Annotated in this window: 18 protein-coding genes; 7 read left to right on the forward strand and 11 right to left on the reverse strand. The window is 32.9% G+C overall.

Going from position 1 to position 20260, the window contains the following annotated elements; all coding sequences use genetic code 11:
• The first annotated feature begins 230 nt into the window (after window positions 1–230).
• Together LNQ49_RS19360 and LNQ49_RS19365 are read left to right on the forward strand one after the other, a co-directional pair.
• On the forward strand, window positions 231–2570 hold the full coding sequence (locus LNQ49_RS19360; protein WP_229990654.1) for a GH92 family glycosyl hydrolase: 2340 nt from the start codon (window positions 231–233) through the stop codon (window positions 2568–2570).
• Window positions 2571–2783: 213 nt separating this feature from the next.
• Window positions 2784–3227 carry a hypothetical protein gene (locus LNQ49_RS19365; RefSeq protein ID WP_229990655.1) on the forward strand — a complete coding sequence of 148 codons (444 nt, stop codon included), beginning with the start codon at window positions 2784–2786 and terminating at the stop codon, window positions 3225–3227.
• 64 nt (window positions 3228–3291) lie between these two features.
• Here LNQ49_RS19365 and LNQ49_RS19370 read toward each other — a convergent pair whose 3' ends face one another.
• From LNQ49_RS19370 to LNQ49_RS19415, 10 genes are all read right to left on the reverse strand, one after another.
• Complete coding sequence (locus tag LNQ49_RS19370) at window positions 3292–4506, reverse strand: peptidylprolyl isomerase (protein ID WP_229990656.1); 1215 nt, start codon at window positions 4504–4506, stop codon at window positions 3292–3294.
• Window positions 4507–4545: 39 nt separating this feature from the next.
• The gene (locus LNQ49_RS19375) at window positions 4546–5640 is read right to left on the reverse strand and encodes a peptidylprolyl isomerase (protein WP_229990657.1); all 1095 of its coding nucleotides are present in this window, start codon (window positions 5638–5640) and stop codon (window positions 4546–4548) included.
• Between the two features lie 24 nt (window positions 5641–5664).
• Window positions 5665–6303, reverse strand: coding sequence for a gliding motility-associated peptidyl-prolyl isomerase GldI (gldI, locus tag LNQ49_RS19380; RefSeq protein WP_229990658.1), 639 nt, complete (start codon window positions 6301–6303; stop codon window positions 5665–5667).
• 5 nt (window positions 6304–6308) lie between these two features.
• Window positions 6309–7313, reverse strand: coding sequence for a DHH family phosphoesterase (locus LNQ49_RS19385; protein WP_229990659.1), 1005 nt, complete (start codon window positions 7311–7313; stop codon window positions 6309–6311).
• Between the two features lie 197 nt (window positions 7314–7510).
• On the reverse strand, window positions 7511–8746 hold the full coding sequence (locus LNQ49_RS19390) for a voltage-gated chloride channel family protein (RefSeq protein ID WP_229990660.1): 1236 nt from the start codon (window positions 8744–8746) through the stop codon (window positions 7511–7513).
• Between the two features lie 49 nt (window positions 8747–8795).
• Entirely contained in the window at window positions 8796–9179 is a 384-nt protein-coding gene (locus tag LNQ49_RS19395; RefSeq protein ID WP_229990661.1) for a RidA family protein, read from the reverse strand.
• A 221-nt stretch (window positions 9180–9400) separates the two neighbouring features.
• Window positions 9401–10321 (reverse strand): phytanoyl-CoA dioxygenase family protein, encoded by a 921-nt coding sequence (locus LNQ49_RS19400; RefSeq protein WP_229990662.1) that lies wholly within the window; start codon window positions 10319–10321, stop codon window positions 9401–9403.
• 58 nt (window positions 10322–10379) lie between these two features.
• Window positions 10380–10931: a hypothetical protein gene (locus LNQ49_RS19405; RefSeq protein ID WP_229990663.1), complete on the reverse strand. Its 552-nt coding sequence runs from the start codon at window positions 10929–10931 to the stop codon at window positions 10380–10382.
• A gap of 279 nt (window positions 10932–11210) precedes the next feature.
• Window positions 11211–11516 (reverse strand): chaperone modulator CbpM, encoded by a 306-nt coding sequence (locus LNQ49_RS19410; RefSeq protein ID WP_229990664.1) that lies wholly within the window; start codon window positions 11514–11516, stop codon window positions 11211–11213.
• Complete coding sequence (locus LNQ49_RS19415) at window positions 11509–12423, reverse strand: DnaJ C-terminal domain-containing protein (protein ID WP_229990665.1); 915 nt, start codon at window positions 12421–12423, stop codon at window positions 11509–11511. Before LNQ49_RS19415 ends, LNQ49_RS19410 begins: the two co-directional genes overlap by 8 nt.
• A 293-nt stretch (window positions 12424–12716) precedes the next feature.
• Here LNQ49_RS19415 and LNQ49_RS19420 point away from each other — a divergent pair, with 293 nt between their 5' ends.
• Window positions 12717–13436: a hypothetical protein gene (locus tag LNQ49_RS19420; protein ID WP_229990666.1), complete on the forward strand. Its 720-nt coding sequence runs from the start codon at window positions 12717–12719 to the stop codon at window positions 13434–13436.
• Window positions 13437–13517: 81 nt separating this feature from the next.
• On the opposite strand, the gene LNQ49_RS19425 is transcribed toward LNQ49_RS19420, so the two are convergent.
• Entirely contained in the window at window positions 13518–14045 is a 528-nt protein-coding gene (locus LNQ49_RS19425; RefSeq protein WP_229990667.1) for a hypothetical protein, read from the reverse strand.
• A 204-nt stretch (window positions 14046–14249) separates the two neighbouring features.
• Between LNQ49_RS19425 and guaA the strand changes: the two genes are divergently transcribed.
• The 4 genes from guaA to LNQ49_RS19445 all read left to right on the forward strand — a co-directional run bounded on the left by guaA (window position 14250) and on the right by LNQ49_RS19445 (window position 20243).
• A complete protein-coding gene (gene guaA, locus LNQ49_RS19430; protein ID WP_229990668.1) occupies window positions 14250–15779 on the forward strand; it encodes a glutamine-hydrolyzing GMP synthase in 1530 nt (509 codons plus the stop codon).
• A 61-nt stretch (window positions 15780–15840) separates the two neighbouring features.
• Window positions 15841–17751 (forward strand): LysM peptidoglycan-binding domain-containing protein, encoded by a 1911-nt coding sequence (locus LNQ49_RS19435; RefSeq protein ID WP_229990669.1) that lies wholly within the window; start codon window positions 15841–15843, stop codon window positions 17749–17751.
• Between the two features lie 66 nt (window positions 17752–17817).
• Complete coding sequence (locus tag LNQ49_RS19440) at window positions 17818–19842, forward strand: LysM peptidoglycan-binding domain-containing protein (protein ID WP_229990670.1); 2025 nt, start codon at window positions 17818–17820, stop codon at window positions 19840–19842.
• Window positions 19842–20243: an OsmC family protein gene (locus LNQ49_RS19445; protein WP_229990671.1), complete on the forward strand. Its 402-nt coding sequence runs from the start codon at window positions 19842–19844 to the stop codon at window positions 20241–20243. Before LNQ49_RS19440 ends, LNQ49_RS19445 begins: the two co-directional genes overlap by 1 nt.
• The last annotated feature ends 17 nt before the right edge of the window (window positions 20244–20260 follow it).

Consider the following 20260-nt stretch of genomic DNA (forward strand, 5'->3'; position numbering starts at 1 on the left):
GTTAAAATACTTTTTTGACTACTCAAAGATATTCATTTTTAGCTTTATTTTTAAAAAAGTAAGTGAATACAGTATTAAAATTCAGAATCAAATTTCATTGATAGGATTCGCAAAGTAATTTTCAAAAAACCAATTTTTATTGTAATTTTCTAAGCTGAAAGTGTTATTAAATCGTTTTAGTAAAAAAAGATACTATCGCTAACCCAAAACCATAAAACAAAAAAGACCCAATGAATAATGTAAAATACAAAGGTTTTCTTTTCGGATTATCAATTTTAATGTTCGGCTATAGCCATAAAATGAGCGGACAGGAAAAAGCGAATAAACTCAAAGAATTAGTTCAATATGTAGATCCAATGATAGGGACTGCCAAGATGGGACATACTTATCCAGGTGCAACAGTACCATTTGGGAGTGTGCAATTGAGTCCAGAAACGGATACGATTCCCTACGCAACAAATGGTAAGTATAATAAAGATGTTTACAAATATTGCGCAGGATACCAATACGAAGATAAAACGATAGTAGGATTTAGTCATACCCATTTTAGTGGTACTGGTCACTCAGATTTAGGTGATTTTTTAATTATGCCTACAACAGGAAAATTGCAATTAAATCCAGGTACAGCCAGTCGCCCCGAAACAGGATACCGATCTGTATTCTCACATAAAACAGAAAAAGCTGAGCCAGCATATTATAGTGTTCTTTTGGAAGATCACAATATCAAAGCAGAGCTTACAGCAACAACAAGGGTTGGAATGCATCAATATACATTTCCAAAATCAGATGAGGCACATATTATTTTAGATCTTACAGCTGGAATTTATAACTATGATAAAAAGAATGTTTGGACTTTTGTTCGTGTAGAGAACGATACTTTAATTACAGGATATCGCCAAACAAATGGTTGGGCAAGAACAAGAACAGTATATTTTGCAATGTCATTTAGTAAGCCTATTAAAGGATATGGACAGGCTACACCCGAAAAAAGCGTGTATAAAGGGTTCTGGGGGAAGTTTGATCAAACCAAAGGTTTTCCTGAAATGGCAGGGGCAAACCTAAAATTGTATTTTGATTTTGATACGAATGAAAATGAAAAGATAAAAATAAAATTTGCTATTTCGCCTGTCAGCACACAAGGAGCATTGGCTAATATGAAAGCAGAAATTCCAGATTGGGATTTTGAAAGAGTTAAAAAAGAAAGTCAGGAAGTTTGGAACAAAGAATTAAATAAAATTCAGGTACAGACTCTCAAGAAAGAAGACATGGTTAATTTTTATACCGCAATGTATCATGCTTTTCTTGGACCTACAGTATATATGGATAACGATGGGAATTACAAAGGGTTGGATGGAAATATTCATAAAGCAACCACATTTCAGAACTATACCAGTTTTTCGCTGTGGGATACCTATAGAGCTTTGCATCCATTATTTAATATCGTACAGCCAAAAAGAAATTCAGATATGATAAATTCAATGCTGGCACATTATGATCAAAGTGTACATAAAATGTTGCCGATATGGTCGCATTATGGCAATGAAAATTGGTGCATGATTGGGTATCATAGCGTTTCGGTTATTGCTGATGCAATTGTAAAAGGGAACGTAAATTTTGATGCAGATAAAGCTCTTTTAGCGACTGTAAATACAGCCAAAGTTCCTTATTACGATGGATTAGAGTATTACATGAAAAAAGGATATGTTCCAGAGGATAAAAACGGATCATCGGTATCTAAAACTTTAGAATATGCTTATGATGATTGGGCGATTGCTCAGGCAGCCAAAAAATTAGGAAAAGAAGATATTTACAATGTGTTTTCTAAAAGAGCAGAGAGTTATAAAAATGTGTATGATGCCAAAACAGGTTTTATGAGACCTAAACTTGATGATGGAACATTCAAGAAAGAGTTTGATCCATTAGATACACACGGGCAAGGTTTTATCGAAGGAAATTCTTGGAACTACAGTTTATACATGCCACAAGACCCAGCAGGAATGATAAAAATGATGAATGGCAAAGAGGCTTTTACAAGAAGATTAGACTCCCTATTTTCGATGCATTTACCAGATAAATATTTTGAAAATACAGAAGATATTACCAAAGAAGGAATTATTGGTAATTATGTTCATGGAAATGAGCCTTCGCATCACGTAGTTTATTTGTACAACTGGACCAATTCTCCATGGAAAGCACAAGATAAAATCAGAATGATCTTAAAAAGAATGTATCAAAATGGACCAGATGGACTAGGAGGGAATGATGATTTTGGACAAATGAGTGCTTGGTATATTTTTAGTAGTCTAGGGTTTTATCCAGTTGCGCCCGGATCAGTTGATTATAGTTTAGGAAGTCCGTTGGTTGCAAATGCAGTTTTTAATCTTGAAAACGGAAAAATTTTTGAAGTTGCCACAATAAACCAATCAGATAAAAATGTGTTTGTTAGCAAAGTGCTTTTAAATGGAAAACCACTTACAAGTCCTATAATAAAACATAGTGATATTATCAACGGAGGGAAGATTACGTTTTATATGAGTAGTAAGCCAAATAAAAAAATATATCAGAATTAACAGTTATTCTATTAAAAAGGATGGTTTTTTACTGAGCCTTAATGATGAAATTTTTATTGTAATTAAAATAGAAATGTAATGCTGTTTGTAAAAAACTTTGCGAAATTTGCCTTATAAATTTAGTGCAGATAAAATTGCCGCAATTCTTGATTTATATTGAGAAATGAAAATGGCAATAGGATATGTTCAATTAAAAATAAATAAAAACTACACATGAAAATAAATCCTAAAAACGGAATAGACAAGTTGTTGTTTGGTATGAAACAGAATGATGTTACAGCTATTTATGGCAAACCAGACAGAAACTATAAAGATGAAGATGATAATGTGATTTTTGCTTACAATAAGCACAAAATGAGATTGACATTCTATCAGGAAGAAGATTTAAAATTAGGGTATGTTGTAGCTTCAAGTCCAAGTTTAGAAATCTTTGGTTTTAAAATCATAGGAAGAAAAATAGCAGATGTAAAAAAGGATCTGGCTACTAAAGGAATTACAAAATTCACACAAGAAGAGTTTGATACTTTTGAGAACTATTTCAACGAAGAAAACTGGATTATCTTTCAGACAGAATTTGAAGAAGTAGTAAAGTTTGAAATCGGAGCTATCATCAATAATAAAGATGAATTTGATTGGAAATTTCCAACTAAGAAATAAAAGAAGAGTATAAAAAAACCGACAGTTAACTGTCGGTTTTTTTTATGATATAATTTAAGAGAAATTATTGTTTTGGAGTTGGTTGCTCTTTGTAGATTTCCAATTCAAAAATAAGGGTTGCGTTTGGTGGAATTACTCCGCCAGCACCTCTTTCACCATAAGCAAGTTTTGATGGAAGGAAGAATATTGCTTTCTCTCCATAAGACATAAGGTCTAATCCTTCGATAAATCCAGGAATCATACCGTCTTTTTTACCCGCTTGAAAAGGAAAAGCTTGGTAGCCTCCTTGTGCAGCACGATTTACATCGTGTTTTCCGTAAGCTCTAGCAACTTCTTCAAAACTACTGTCAAAAAGAGTTCCATCTTCAAAATAACCTGCATAATGAAAATAGAAAGTTGAACCAGCTGCTGGTTTTACTCCAGTTCCTTTTTGAACTATTTTATAAGACAAACCAGATGGAGTCGTTGTTGCAGTAGCTTTTGCAGTGTCAAAATATGCTTTTTTAGCTGCAATTACAGTAGCGTATTTTTCTTTATAAAGACGCTCTTGTTCAAGAGCTGCTGCTTGTGCTTGTTTGGTTTTTTCAGCATCAAGTAAAGCTTGTTTTTTAGCTTCTTCAGCTTTATTATCGTAATACGAAGCAAATACTTTAGGTGCATCAAATTTCTTCGCCATAGCTCCTTTACGAGTAATGGTTACAGTTTGTATTACATCATCTTGAAGGATAAGATTAACAACATCCATTCCTTGAACAACATGACCAAATATAGTGTGCTTGTCATTTAACCAAGGAGTATCTTTATGAGTAATAAAGAATTGACTTCCGTTAGTAGTAGGACCAGAATTAGCCATTGCAAGAATACCGCCTTTATCAAATCTAAGATCTGATACAAACTCATCTTTAAAAGCGTATCCAGGACCTCCAGAACCATTTCCGTCTGGATCTCCACCTTGAATCATGAAGTCATTAATAACTCTGTGAAATTTTAAACCATCAAAAAATGGTTTTCCTTTTAATCTTTCAACAGTTACATAAGGATTTGTTCCTTCTGCTAATGATACAAAATTAGCTACAGTAACAGGAGTTTTTATGTATTCAAGTTGCAATACGATATTTCCTTTTTTGGTTGTAATCGTAGCAAAAATCCCTTCGTTTTCAGCAGGTTTTGTTGCAACTTTAGTAATTGTTTTTTTCTTGCCTTGAACTGGCTTTTTAGTCGTTTGTGCTTGTAGGTTTAATACACCCAAGCAAAATAAAAATAGAATTTTTAATTTCATCTGATTCTAATTTAAGAGCTGTTAATTTTTAATATAAACTTATTCTGTTGGCATTTTCTCTAACAACTGAACTTCAAATATAATATTTGCGTTTGGTGGAATTACTCCTCCAGCTCCAGCTTGTCCATAAGCTAAATGTGAAGGAATGAAAAGTACTGCTTTGTCTCCAAATGAAAGCTTTTCGATACCTTCTATGAAACCTGGAATCATACCTTCTTTTGCACCTGCTTGAAACGGAATTGGGTTGTATTGTCTTGCTTCTGCTCTTGCAGCATCAAATTTCCCAAAAGATTTAGCTACGTTTGCCATACTTGTATCAAATAATGTTCCGTCTTCAAGGAAGCCAGCATAGTTGATGAAAACTTGTGCACCATTAGCAGGTTTTTTACCTGTTCCTTTTTCAGTAATAATATATTCTAACCCTGAACTTGTTTTTGTTGCTTTAGCTTTTAAAGCAGCATAAGAAGCTAGTTTTTCGTCACGAACTTCTTTGAATTTAGATTCAAATTCGCTTTTTGCTTTTGCTTCAACAGAAAAATAATCATGAAATACTTTTACAGCATCAAATTTCTTTGCAGCTTCACCATTTCTGATAATAGTTACTTTTACGATGTGATCATCTTGTTTGATTTGGTTTACAACTTCCATTCCTTTGTCTACAACCTGACCAAAAATAGTATGTTTACCTTCTAACCAAGGAGTTTCAACGTGAGTGATAAAAAACTGACTGCTATTTGTAGCTGGTCCGTTATTTGCCATTGCTAAAACACCACCTTTGTCAAATTTCAAATCGTTAGATTCATCTTTGAATTTATATCCAGTGTCTCCAGAACCAGTTCCTAATGGGTCACCAGTTTGAATCATGAAATCTTCGATTACTCTGTGGAATTTTAATCCGTCAAAAAAAGGTTTCTTTTTTAATTCTGGATTAGTAACAAATTCGTTTTTACCTTCTGCAAGTGTTACAAAATTAGCTACAGTTATAGGCGCTTTTTGATAGTTTAATTCAACAATGATATTTCCTTTGTTGGTTTCAATTTCTGCATATAAACCATCAGGCAAATTGCTATGTTCGTCTTTACAAGAGTAAAGTGTTGTAATGGCAAGTAATAATAATATGAGGCTTTTTTTCATTTTTAAAATATTAATTGTTTTTTATTAATTTAATGAGTCATTCTTTATTGCAGGCGTTGTAGGTTTCGGTGCTTCAGTTTTTGGTGATCTTGCTTCCATTTGTTTTCTATAAGCTGTTTCTGGAACAAAATTGTGTAAAGTAACAGTGCAAATTAACGGCTGGTTAATTCCAATTCGTTTTTCATCACCATGATAACCATAAGCCATATGAGATGGAAATAAGAAATTTACTGTTTCGTTTTTACGCATTAGTTTGATACCATCACGCAATCCCATCATGATTTCTTGCTTATCTACAAAATAGGTTTGAGGTCTTAACTCCATTTCGCTATAAATAACATTCCCTTTAAGGTCTTTTATTTCATAGTCAAAAAAAGCAACATCTCCTTTTTTTGGAGTTATTGTATCTGTAGTGTTTTGGTTTTCATAAGCGTACCAGTATCCTTTTGAAGAAGCAATATATTTTATTTTAGGGTTGTTTTTGATAACAGTCTTAATTTGTTGTTCTTCGGTAGCTACAAGTTTTTTATTTCTTTCGATAGATTTTTTCATGAATGTACCTGAAGAAATAGAAACGGGTCTTCTGGCTTCTTCATGCTGTTTACAGCTCGAAACTAAAACGGCTAAAACAATAGCTGAAGCAAATATTTTAGGGTAGTTCATGGTTGTTATATTTTTAGTTTGTTTACTAAATCTTCAAATTTCTTCAATGTTTCTTCCATTGAATCTAGTGATTTTCCTCCTGCAGCATTGCTGTGACCTCCACCGTTAAAATGAGCTCTTGCAAATTCATTTACATCAAAACCACCTTGTGAACGGAAAGAAATTTTGATTATTTTCTCATCTTTATTTTCAATAAATATAGCTGTAAAAACGATACCTTTCATGCTTAAACCGTAATTTACGATTCCTTCAGTATCTCCTTTTATATAATTAAACTCGTCTAATTCAGCTTGAGTTAATGAAGTATATGATGTTTTGTGTTCAGTTAAAACCTTCATGTTTTGCAATGCTCTTCCAAGTAATTGCAAGCGACTGTACGAACTGTTATCAAAAAGCAAAATTGGAATTTGCGTGTTTTCGACACCTAAATCAATTAGTTCAGCAATAATACGGTGGGTGTTTCCTGTTGTTCCAGGAAAACGAAAAGAACCAGAATCGGTTAATATTCCTGTATAAATGCAAGTTGCTATAGTTTTGTCTAAATCTTCTTTTTTATCTAAAAACGAGATGAAATTATAAACCATTTCGCAAGTAGATCCAAATGAAGTATCTGAATACATATAAGCGGCATAATCATCAGGTCTTTGGTGGTGATCAATCATGATAAACGGAGCTTTTAGCTTTGCTAAAGTATGTTCCATTTCTCCTGTGCGGTGAAAAGCATTAAAATCTAGTGTGAATATAAGTTCAGCTTCTTCAAGAATTTTAGTGCAGTTATCGATATCTTTTTCGAATATTCTTACTGTTTCAGAACCTGGTAACCAAGCAAGGAAATCAGGAAAATCATTCGGAGCAATTACAATTGGCTCATGATTGTTTTTTAATAAAAAGTGATATAAAGCTAAGGTTGAACCCATAGCATCCCCATCGGGACCTCGGTGTGGAATTATGGCAATCTTTTTTGGAGTTGCTAATAACAACTTTATGGCTTGAATGTCTTGTATTTTCATGTGTGCGAATTTACATTTTTTTACTGTAAAGTTGAAAACATTTTAGACATTAACATGCTTTTATAAAATCTTAATTTTCAATATTCATTTTTAGTTGCTGTTGTCGTTTTTGGTAGCTGTTTTTAGAGTAAAACAAAAGACAATCAAATACTAAACTTCGGGTTGTAGCTGTGACTGTGATTAAAAACAGCTGTAAATTAAAACCATTTTTGATATAAATTGTGTTTAGGGCCTTTTACAATTTGGGATTTGTAAATACCTATGGAGCCTGAGGATAAGTAGGCAATAACACAGGCTATGGCGATAAAAATTCCACTTTCGATACCAAATAATTCAATCCCCATAACGGTACAGGCAATAGGAGTATGGGTTGCTCCAGAGAATACAGCGACAAACCCCATTCCGGCAAGAAGAGCAATTGGCATAGGAACTATAAGTGATAAAGCACTGCCAAGAGTAGCCCCTACAAAAAATAATGGAGTAACCTCTCCACCTTTAAAACCAGCGCCTAGTGTAAAACCCGTAAAGAGTATTTTGAGTAAAAAATCATACCATGCATTTGTATTTGTAAAGGAGTCAACAATAGCGGGAACTCCCAAGCCTGAAAATTTTGTAAAACCAAAACCAGCAATAGCAACAGCAAGAATAATCCCGCCTACAAAGGGACGAAGCGGGGGGTATTTTATAGTTTTAGAAAATATGGAACTCCAAAAGTGGGTAGTTCGAGAGAATAATAAAGCAGCAAATCCGAATAATGTACCACAAATTAAAGTGTAAAATAAATTAGCAGAAGTGATTTCTGGAACTAGTGGAATGCTGTAATGAGTATGTTTTACTTGCCATATCTCGACAGTAAAATAGGCTGTATAAGCCACAATAAAGGAAAGCAAAATACTTTTTAAGTTAATTTTACTAAAATAAACGACTTCAAGAGCAAAGATGGCACCAGCTAAAGGTGTTCCAAAAACAGATGCAAAACCAGCACTTATTCCTAAAATGATTAGTGTTTTTCTTTCGGAATTATTGAGTTTAAAGATTTTTGTAAATTGGTCGGCGATTGCGCCTCCCATTTGTACAGCTGTTCCTTCACGGCCAGCCGAGCCACCAAATAAATGGGTGATTATGGTTCCAAAGTAAACTAGCGGAGCCATTTTTAAAGGAATAATTTCTTTTGGGTTTTCGTATTCTTCGAGCAATAAATTGTTGCCTTTTACAACGTCTTTCCCTAAATAATAATAACTAAGGCCTACTAGTAATCCACCAAGAGGCAAAAGCCAAATAATCCAGTCATGTAGGATTCTGTACTGGGTGACATACTCTAAAGTAATTAAAAAAAACGCCGAAGCTGAACCTGATAAAATACCTATCAATACACAAATGAAAATCCATTTGAGAGAGAGGAGTATTGTTTCTTTTAAATTTTGTAAATTCATTTAAATGGGGTAGCAGTGGCGTTTTTTTTTATTAAAAAGATTTGATTTGTTATACAATTACTGCTGTAAATTCTATTTCTACCAAGTATTCTGGTGCTACAAGTTTGCTAATTTCGTAAAAACCAGTTGTTGGTTTTATGTCTTTAAAAAAGGTTGAATGTGCTCCAGCTACAGACTCAAAGGTTGAGATATCGGTGGTGAAAATACGAGTTCTAATTACGTCTTTCATTCCAATTCCTAAATCTTCTAAAACTTTTTCTACTCTTTCCAGAATATTCAATGTCTGTGCATACGCATCATCGGCTTTAACTTTTTCGCCATCAACAATAGCGACAGTTCCAGAAACTTCTACGATATTACCAATGCGAACTGCGCGACAATATCCCATTTTGTCTTCCCAAGGAGATCCTGTTAGGATGTTTTCTCTTTTCATTCTAAGGTTGTTTTTGTGTGTGTTTTCGAACTGCTTTTAGTGGTTTTTAAAAGCAGTTCATAGTTAGATTAATAGTGTTGCAATTTATGAAAAATGCAAATGAAAACACACAAAATGTAGCGATTAATTCCTAGCTAAAAATCAGTTTTTGTGATAAATGGTTACGATTTTTGAGCTGTTACAATGAAAGGTTTGTCAGATCATTTTTGAGATAGTATCGCTTATATCCATTTATCACTATTCGTATAATCGTTAGGGAAATAGGTGAGATATTGAACCATTCGTGGAGCTGTTCCTTTATTTGGACTTGCACAATGTGGTAAAGTGTTTTGCCATATTATAAAATCACCAGCATTTGCAACTATCGGTACAGGTTGTGTTATTTTAATTATTTCTTCTCTTGGGTTTATGTCTGATTTAAGGTTGTTGAGCCAAGAATCTATTTTTTTATGAAACCCTGGTACACAATGAAAGGCACCATCATTAAGTCCGCAATCGGTTAGATAGAGAAGGCCTTGAAATCCAAAACTAATGGGCTGACTTAAGCTAACATCCCAATGAAGGTCACTTCCTAAAAAATAAAAGTGGTTAGTCTCAGGTGGATTAAAGCTTACTTTGTCAATCGTTTTGTATATATCAGTAGTGTTATATAGTTGTTCGTAAGCTTTTTTTATTTTTGGAGAAAATCTATTTCTGTTTAAGGTTTCATGATCCGAAAAATTAACCATTAGTCCTTTATGTTCCTGATGGGTTTCATACCAAGTTTCTTTTTTATCAGGGTTCATTTTTAAGAAATCCCAAATAGCACGTTGCGTGTCTTCACAATCTTCTTTTGGAATAGCATTTTTTACAATAACATATCCATTAATATTCCAAAATTCAATATCATCGTCAGAGAGTACTTGTTCAGTAATATGCTCAGAGTCTTGTGGTGTGATTTTCTTTTTATCATTCAGCCAGTTTTTAAAAGTCTCAAAATCTGGTTTTTTAAAATAGAGATACTGTAATGTTTCTTCCATGCCAATGCCAAATTGATATAACATTTTGATTTCTTCGTTCCAACTTTGGTTTTGATCTGAAGTAGAGGTGGTATTAGGGTTTAACGTGCGTTCCCATAGTTTTTTTAAAAGAATCCAAGGCATAGTTTTATAAGTGATTGTGGTTTGAAAATTTAGCTAAGCAGTAAATCAGGAATGGTATTTATTGTATCATTTCATGAGGTATTTGATCAAAATATACTTGTAATATGAAATCGCCTACTACGATACCATTCGCAAGTAATAAGTGACCATTAGGTGAGTTGTTCCATTTTACGTTTGTTGAAATATGATGCAGCTCACTATCGTAATTAACTATCGAAACACCTTCTATTAGCAAAGGATTTCCATATTTGTCAACAATTTTCTGCCCAGGAATTAGCTTATCAGCTTTTGTGTATTTCCCATTTGAAAGCAAGAAAGGAAGGTTTGTATCACAAATAAAATAAGGGATATCATTGCTCGGTACAAGTATGTATACTGTTTTTTGAGATTGAATATAATGGTTGTTATCGGTACTAAAGGAAACTCTAGCGGTTGTTGATGATAGTTTAATTTTACCTTGATTTACTTTTACAGAAATTGCAGATACTGCATCACCTTTTGTAAAATGATATACAGGTTTTAGTCCTGTAGGAATTGTGATGAGCGGATTATTCCCTGAAGCATTACTATTTAAATTAACATCAATCGCTGGAATAAAATTAGTTTTCATACTGTATTTTTTAGGAAGTTTCGAGCTGTATTAAAAAAAAGTATAGCTCAAAATTAACTTATTTAAAAATATAGATGTTACGTATAAATACCTGTTTTGAATCTCTTTTTGGTTGTTTATTAGTGTGTTATGTAGGTTTTGAAGTAACGAAAAAGGAATATTTTTTTGGTTGTACATGTTTTTTTATTTGCTAGGTTGATGAGGATACCCCATGAATATTTGTAGCAATTTGGATTTTAATTGCTTCTTTGGAATGGTTTTCAAGATGTTATAATTGAATTATTCAACTTGATATTGTTCAAAAAGGCGAAGTTTGTTTTGGGTAGTAGTGAGGTTTTTTTGAAGCACTTCGATTTTATTTAATAAATGGGTAATTGCATCAATCCCCTCTAAATTAATTTTGAGTTCATAATGCAGTCGTATCATTTTTTCTATAGAAGGCAATTGTTCTGGATGCAAATATTGTTCTTCTTCTAAAACGATAATTTCTATTAAACCATAACTGTCTAGTTTAGCTATAAAGGAGTCTTCAATTTCGTGATATATGCAAAATTGTTTTATTTGGATTAAGTTTTTGTTATCCATGATTTCTTATTTTAGATAATTCTTTGAATAATTCTTTTTCTTTCTCAGATAGGTTTGTTGGGATTTTTATAGTGTAGGTGATATATAAATCTCCAAATTGATTTTCTTTTTTATACACAGGGAATCCTTTTCCTTTTAATTTGACTTTGGTTCCGGGTTGTGTTTCTGGCGGGACTTTTATTTTTACTTTCCCATCAAAAGTATCCACCATAATTTCACCACCTAATATTGCAGTATATAAATCAAGATCAACATCGGCATATAGATTGTTTCCTTCTCTTTTAAAATCAGAATTATTTGCAATTACAAACGTAATATACAAATCTCCATTAGGACCTCCGTTAGCACCAGGTCCGCCATGTCCAGGGATTTTTATAATTTGCCCGTTTTCGACACCTGCAGGAATTGTAATTCGGATGTTTTTACCATTTACAGCTAGATTTTGTTTGTGCGTTGTATAAGCCGAGGTGAGATCCAATTGCAATTCGGCATTAAAATCGGGACCTCTAAATTTAGCTTGACTTCTACTGCTTCTTCTGGAGCCATACATAGAATTAAAGAAATCTGAAAAATCACTTTCTGAAAAGTCTTCTCCAGAAAAATTAGAATAATCAGGATCGGCTTGCTGTTGTCTTGAATGTTGTTGGTTAGGATCGTATCCTGCCTTTTCAAATTCTTCCGCATGTTTCCAGTCTTTCCCATATTTATCGTATTTTTTTCGATTCTCGGGATTGCTTAAAACTTCATTGGCTTCGTTTATTTCTTTGAACTTTTTCTCAGCCTCAGCGTCATTCGGATTTAAGTCAGGATGATATTTACGAGCTAATTTTCGATATGCTTTTTTGATTTCAGCTTCAGTGGCAGATTTTGTAATTCCTAATGTTTTATAATAGTCGATATAATCCATTTTGTGAGTTTTTAATAAAGGTAAATTAAAATACTGAAGTTATGAATAAGTTCTTAATTATCAAAATTGTATGTTTTGTATATTGAACATCTAAAAGGACTTGTTTTGATATTATCTAGCTAGGGATCATATTTTTTAATTTTTTTGGCAGGTTTTTTGTATCCAAAAATTAGCCTAATATATTGTTATAAATCTCTTAAAGTTGTAGAGCCAAATTTAATTATGCTATTTTTGCGATGTATCCCTATGATTTTAAGAAAATCTAAAAATTGATTCCATAATATTATACCCGAATGAAACAGCTTTTATTTTTTATATTATTAATTACAACTCTTTCGGCATCTGCTCAATCAGAATTTGGCCCTAAGTTTAAACCAATTCCTCCAACGAATTTTGGTATTAAACCTAAGAAAACACCACCTCCAGGGACATTAATCCCACCGATGGAAATTCCAGGTATAAAAGCGCCAAATGTTTTTAATAGTATAAATATAGCTCCTGCACAATCGCAATTAAATTCTTCGTATCAGATAGGGAAAACAAATAGTTTTTCGATGACACCTTCAAATGAGTTTGCAAATCCAGGTGACAGATACATTCCAGGAATGGAAAAAGATTTAGATAAAACGCTAAAGGAACAGGGACTAAAAGAAGGGAGAGGGACTTTACTTAAACAGAATATTTCTTTTGGAGATTTTAAAACTAAAGCGAATTATTTTGTTATTAGACTAAGAGATTTTGGAGCCATTGATGGCGACTTGGTTAAAGTGACTTCAAATGGTAAGGTGATACAGTCCGAAGTGTTTTTAGAAAATAACTTTAAAGATATTAGGATTATTCTAGATAAGGGATTCAATAAAATGGAATTTGAAGCGCTAAATATAGGTAGTCTTGGTGGTAATACTGCCGAAATACAAGTACTTGATGATCAAAAAAATGTAATTGTTCATGATTATTGGAATAATCTTGCAGCAGGTTTTAAAGCCTCAATAGTTGTTGTGAAGGAAGAATAATTTACCACAAATATTTAAAAATAGCATAAGGTTCAAAGGGATCAAGTTTTCAAACTTTAATTTCCTTTGAACCTTATTTTATTAAAAAGGATCTGCTGTAACTTTAAATCTCATTCCAGCCTCTATGCTCACGTTCTGTGTAAGTGTTTCTTTTAAGGTTACCGAAGTTCTTATCTTGTAATTATCTGCCTTAATATATTTGTCTAATCTTTCGGATGTACAAGTTAATTCGATTGTCTTGTCACTAGAATTGATATTATCCTGATAGGCAAGTTCGATTTCGTCACTTCCATCTGTTGAGATATACAAGTGGATAGATTTTAGAAAACTGAAAGTTTTCCCCTCAGGACTTTTTATAGTTAGATTTAGGGATCTTAATTTTACATCTTTTACTAAGCTAGCTTTTGTATTGTTGTTTTCAAATTCCGCACTAGAGTTGGTGGTTACATCTGGTGTAGGAACTTCAAAAGGAGCATTTATAGGAAAGCCACTTTTTATTTGAATATCAGCCTTATTGGATATTGTAAAAGTCAATAAATCATCAATCGCATTACATGAAAATGCAAGTAAACCTAAAAGGAGGGCAGAGAGAATTATTTTAAATTTCATAAAAGTTTTTTTTATACATACGGAAAATGATTCTGATTGGTTTTTGCTTTTTAGGTAAAAGTAAATCAATTTTTGTCTTTAATTTTTCACTTAAAAATAAAATTTGCACTGTATAAGATGGAAGAAGTTTTTCGATATGAAAAAAAATATAATTTTTTCATTGCTCTGATTTTTCAATTCGGAATATAAAAAGTATTTTTGCGCATGCAACACAACGTACTTATTTTAGATTTCGGATCGCAATATACTCAGCTTATTGCGCGTAGAGTTCGCGAATTAAATATATTCTGCGAAATCTTCCCTTATAATCATTTTCCGAGTGATTTATCAAGTTATAAAGCAGTAATTTTAGGAGGAAGCCCATTTTCTGTTCGTGCAGAAGACGCTCCACATCCTGATTTATCTCAAATTCGTGGTAAACTTCCAATGTTGGCAGTTTGTTACGGAGCACAATACCTAGCTCATTTTAGTGGAGGAGAAGTAGCTGCTTCAAACACAAGAGAATATGGTAGAGCCAATTTATCTTATATTAAGGAGAACGAAGTTTTCTTTGAAGGTGTTTCTGAAAACAGTCAAGTTTGGATGAGTCATAGTGATAGTATCAAAGCTTTGCCTACAAATGGTGTAAAATTAGCAAGTACACACGATGTTGAATTTGCAGCTTACAAAATTGAAGGCGAAACTACTTATGGTATTCAATATCATCCAGAGGTTTTCCATTCAACTGATGGATCTAAGATGCTTGAAAACTTTTTAGTGAAAATTGCTGAAGTTCCTCAAAACTTTACACCAAATGCTTTCGTAGAAGAGATGGTGGGAGAATTGAAAGAGAAATTAGGTAATGATAAAGTAGTTTTAGGATTATCAGGAGGAGTAGATTCGACTGTAGCAGCTGTATTATTACACCAAGCAATCGGTAAAAACCTATACTGTATATTTGTAAATAACGGTTTACTTCGTAAAAACGAATTCCAAAGCGTATTGGATCAATACAAAGGAATGGGATTAAACGTAAAAGGAGTAGATTCAGGAGATCGTTTTCTTGGCGAATTAGCAGGAATCAGTGATCCAGAAACCAAGCGTAAAACTATTGGTCGTGTATTCATCGAAGTTTTTGATGATGAATCGCATCTAATCGAAGATGTAAAATGGTTGGCACAAGGAACAATTTATCCTGATGTTATCGAGTCGGTTTCTGTAAAAGGACCTTCTGCAACTATTAAATCACACCATAACGTAGGTGGATTGCCAGATTACATGAAATTAAAAATTGTAGAGCCACTTCGTATGCTTTTTAAAGATGAAGTACGTAGAGTAGGGGCTACTTTAGGAATAGATCCAGAGTTACTAGGAAGACATCCTTTCCCAGGACCAGGATTATCAATTAGAATTCTTGGAGATATTACTCCTGAGAAAGTACAAATTTTGCAAGATGTTGATGCTGTATTTATCGATGGATTAAAATCTTGGGGATTGTATGATAAAGTTTGGCAGGCGGGAGCAATTTTGCTTCCTGTAAACAGTGTAGGTGTAATGGGTGATGAGCGTACTTACGAAAAAGTAGTAGCGCTTAGAGCTGTAGAATCTACTGATGGTATGACTGCTGACTGGGTACATTTGCCTTATGAGTTCTTGATGAAAGTCTCAAATGATATCATTAATAAAGTAAAAGGAGTAAATAGAGTAGTTTACGATATTAGCTCAAAACCACCCGCAACAATTGAGTGGGAATAATGAAATTTTTATAATTAAGTCGTTACATTTGTAACGACTTAATTGTTTAAAATAACTACATATGAGAGACTTTTTAACGGTTTTATTTGTATTCCTACTAGTATTTAACAAAACGTTCGGACAAGAGTCTATTGTAGAACACAAGATCGAAAAAGGTGAAACTGCTTATTTCATTGCCCAGAAATATAAAGTTTCGTTAGAAGAGATTTACAAATTAAACCCCGAATCACAAAGCGGATTAAAGGATAATCAGATTATCCGGATTCCCGTACATTCTCCGAGTAAGGAGAAAGAAACCAAACAACTTACGCACACTGTAGCTGCCAAAGAAACATTGTTTGGATTATCAAAGCAATATGATGTAAGTGCAGAAGCCATTCAAAATGCAAATGCCTCAATCCTTTCAGATGGATTGAAAATTGGTCAGGAACTTATTATTCCACAAGATGCTACCAGTAAAACTAAAGCTACTATTACTTCTTCTAAAGTAATGCATCAGGTTTTGGCTAAAGAATCTTTATTTAGTATTGCCAGACACTATAATGTCTCGGTACAGGATTTGGAAAACTTAAATAAAGAGACTTTATTGAACGGTTTGCAAATAGGTCAAACAATTGCAATTCCTAACAAAAGAAAAACAATCGATGGTCGAGTTCGTATCATAAATGGAGAAACTATTTTTCATGTTGTAGCTCCAAAAGAAACGAAATATTCGATTGCCAAAAAATACGGAATAACAATCGATCAACTTGAGGCTCAAAATCCAGAAATCGTAAACGGATTAATTGAAGGGAACAAACTAGCAATTAATACTAAAGAAATTACGCCTACCAACGAGAACGAAGAATTAATGCTTGCATTGGCAGAGAAACAAGTTGTAGTTGAAAAAACGAAAGCCAAGACTATCGAATTAGAAGATTTGAAAGACAGATTGGTGATTCAGAAAGAAATGAACCAAAAAGTAATTAAAATCAATGACCTTAATGTTGATCTTAAGGGAATGGATGGTTTAAAAGGTAATTCGGTAGAAAAATTACGATTGGTTTTGGAAGCCAATAAAAATGTTCAGGAAGTTTTAATGTCGAAACTAGATTCATTGGTAGTTAGTATGACCGATGATTTAACTGATTTAAAAAAGATGGATGTCTTGAATATGAAAGAGTCCAAACGATTAGAGAAACAATCTTACGAAAGTATTGCCAAAACAAATGAACTGTCTTCTCAACTTAAAAAAGAATTAGCCGAAAACAGAAAGTCTTATGCAGGCTTGATGAATAAAGTAGAGCGAATTGCTGTTGAAGAAAATCAAGAGTATAAAAGAAAGGTTCGTGAGAATACTAAAAACAAAACTGGTGAGACCTTATTGCAAAGTCTTTCTTTAGAAAAAATCAAGTATTATAAGATCGATCAGGAGAAAAATGATGCTCAAAATCAAAAACTGATTGCTAAAATTGATTCATTAGATACTCAGAAAAAAATAGAGGTGAAGCGACATATTAGTAAAGCTTCTTTTTATGGATCTGAAGCTCGTGCATTTGATGATAAAGTAGCTTTGTTGAAATTAAAAAGGTATCAAGATAACGCACTTCAAAATCAAGCCAATACTGAAACTCCAATTGTAGCGTTATCATTAGAAGAAATAAAACAGAAAATAAAGCAAGACCCACTTTATAATAATAAAGAAGGAAGGGTTGAATTTTTTGATAACCTGAAAGCAGTTCCTAACGGATATTATTTGGTTTTAGGTATCTTTACAGACGCTACACCCAGAGATCAGTTTATTATGAAACTAATAGATTCAGGTGATTTTAATGCAAGTTTTTTCTATAATGTAAACAGTCAATCGTATTATGTTTACTCTGACAGTTTTGAAAGTATAGAAGAAGCCTTATATGAATACAAACAAAAAGAAAATACACCACTTTATAAAAACTGGAGTATAGCTAAATTAGAATTATACATTAGCAAATAATTAACAGGTATGAGGAATCTTGTTTTACACAGAAATACTACCTTGTTTAAAATTTTTTATCTTATTATGAAATACATTTCACTACTAATTACAACCGTTTTTTTGATGTCTTATTCTGTTTTTTCGCAGGATAAAATTAGTAAACACACTGTTGCCAAAGGAGAAACAATTAACCAGATTGCTCAAAAATATAAGGTGACTCCTTATGATATTTATAAGCTTAATCCAGATGCCCAAAGAGGTTTAAAGCTGGATAGTGTTTTGTTGATTCCTAATAATTCAGGAAAAACTTCTAGTTCAGAAAAAGGGACTGCAACTACAGTAACTTCTAAAAAATCAAACGGTCCAATTTCGCATGAAGTAGTGGCTAAAGAAACACTTTTTGGTATTGAAAAAAAGTATAATGTATCAGATGAAGCTTTAAAAAAGGCTAATCCATTTCTTGAGAAGGATGGTTTGCAAATAGGACAAACTCTTGTTATTCCTTCAGGAAATACTAGTTCTAAAGGAACAGCAAAAGATTCAAAAACAATACCAGCTACAAAACTAGTTCCTGCTAAACAAGATCAATATGTTTATCATGATGTTTTGGCAAAAGAAACAAAATATTCGATTGCAAAACAATACGGAATTACTGTTGAAGAATTAGAAAAACGTAATCCAGAAGTGGTTCCTAACTTACCAGTAGGATATCGTTTAACTATTAAAGGAACAGCTCCAAAAACAGTAACAACTACTGCTGTTAAAAATGAAGTAAAAGCGCCAGTAATAGAAACCTCTAAGAAAGTATCGTATGCTGATTATCAGGTGAGACCAAAAGAGACATTATATAGTTTGTCTAAAACATTTGGTTTATCGCAAGATGAATTGATAAAATTGAATCCGATTTTATCAGGAGGAGTTCAGGAAGGGATGATTTTAAAAGTTCCTGCTGGAATTATGCCTACACCAGAAATCAAACCAGCAACTAGACCTGAAATTAAAGAAGAGGCTAAAGAAATAGTTACTTTATCTAAAAGGAGAGGATCTAATGACCGTAAGAAAATAGCATTATTATTACCATTCAATTTATCAAAAATTCAAAACGATACAACAAGCACTGCTAATCGTTTGAAGAAAGATAAGTTTTTAAGTATGACTTTAGATTTTTATTCTGGAGCATTAATGGCAATAGATTCGGCTAAAGTTTTAGGGTTACCAATAGATGTTTCTATTTTTGATTCTCAAGAAACTAAAGGCGGATCAAATGTAGCTTCAATTATTCAAAGCAATAAATTGCAAGATGCTGATGCGATTATCGGACCATTTTATCAAAGTAATGCTGAGGAAACAGCTAAGTTATTAAGTGAAAGTGATGTTCCTGTAATTTCTCCTTTATCTAGAGATAAAGGGAATCCTTTTGATAATTTGTATCAGACAATTCCATCTAATGATATCATTAAGAATGCAATGTTTGACTATATGCGTTCTAAAGGAGGAAACATAATTGCGGTTGTTGATAAGAAAAAAGAATCAGTAAGACAATACATTCAACAAAACCAAAAAGGAGTAATTTTTGCACCAGTTACAGAAACAGGAGACTTTAACCCAGCAGGTTTAAAGATTCAGTTTGTAGCTAATCGAATGAATTATGTTGTGATGGAAACGGGTAATACAGCCATGATTAAAGCTACAATAAAAGTAATGTTAGATGCAATGTCATCATATCAAGTACAATTGGTGATTCTTGAGCCAAACAGTACATTGGATACAGATGAGATTAATTTTGAGAATTTAACGAAGTTGAAATTAATGTACCCATCAGTAACACGTGAAAACGAATCTCCAGGAGCACTTATTTTTGAAAAAGAGTATAGAATCAAAAATAAAATCAATCCAAACACTTATGCAACTAGAGGTTTTGATGTTACTTTTGATACTATGATGCGTTTGTCTCAAGGAAAAACCTATGAGGAAACTGCAAATGATATCGCTACAGAACAAGTAGATAATAAATTTCAATTTTACAAAAAAGAAGAGGGAGGATATGCCAATAAAGGCGTTTACATCTTATATTACGATAGTGATTTAACAATAAAAGAAGCAAACTAATGACATCAAAAGTAACCTATTTAGGGGATTTAAGAACAAAATCAATACATGTGCAATCAGGAAGTGAAATCATATCTGATGCACCTTTAGATAACAACGGAAAAGGCGAAGCTTTCTCTCCAACTGATACTGTTGCAAATGCTTTAGCAAGTTGCATGATGACCATTATGGGAATTAAAGCACGTGATATGAATGTTGATATTACAAACTCTACTGCCGATGTTACCAAAATCATGAATGCAGAGCCAAGAAGAATAGGTGCAATCGAGATTGTTTTTGAAATGAAAGGAACAGACGATGAAAAAAGTAGAACAATTTTAGAGAGAGCAGCTATGACCTGCCCAGTTTTCTTGAGTTTGAATACTGAAATCGAAAAAAGAATTACTTTTAACTGGAAGTAGTTTTTAGTAATGAATAT

Origin of the sequence: Flavobacterium pisciphilum (assembly GCF_020905345.1) — a bacterium.
Classification (GTDB): domain Bacteria; phylum Bacteroidota; class Bacteroidia; order Flavobacteriales; family Flavobacteriaceae; genus Flavobacterium; species Flavobacterium pisciphilum.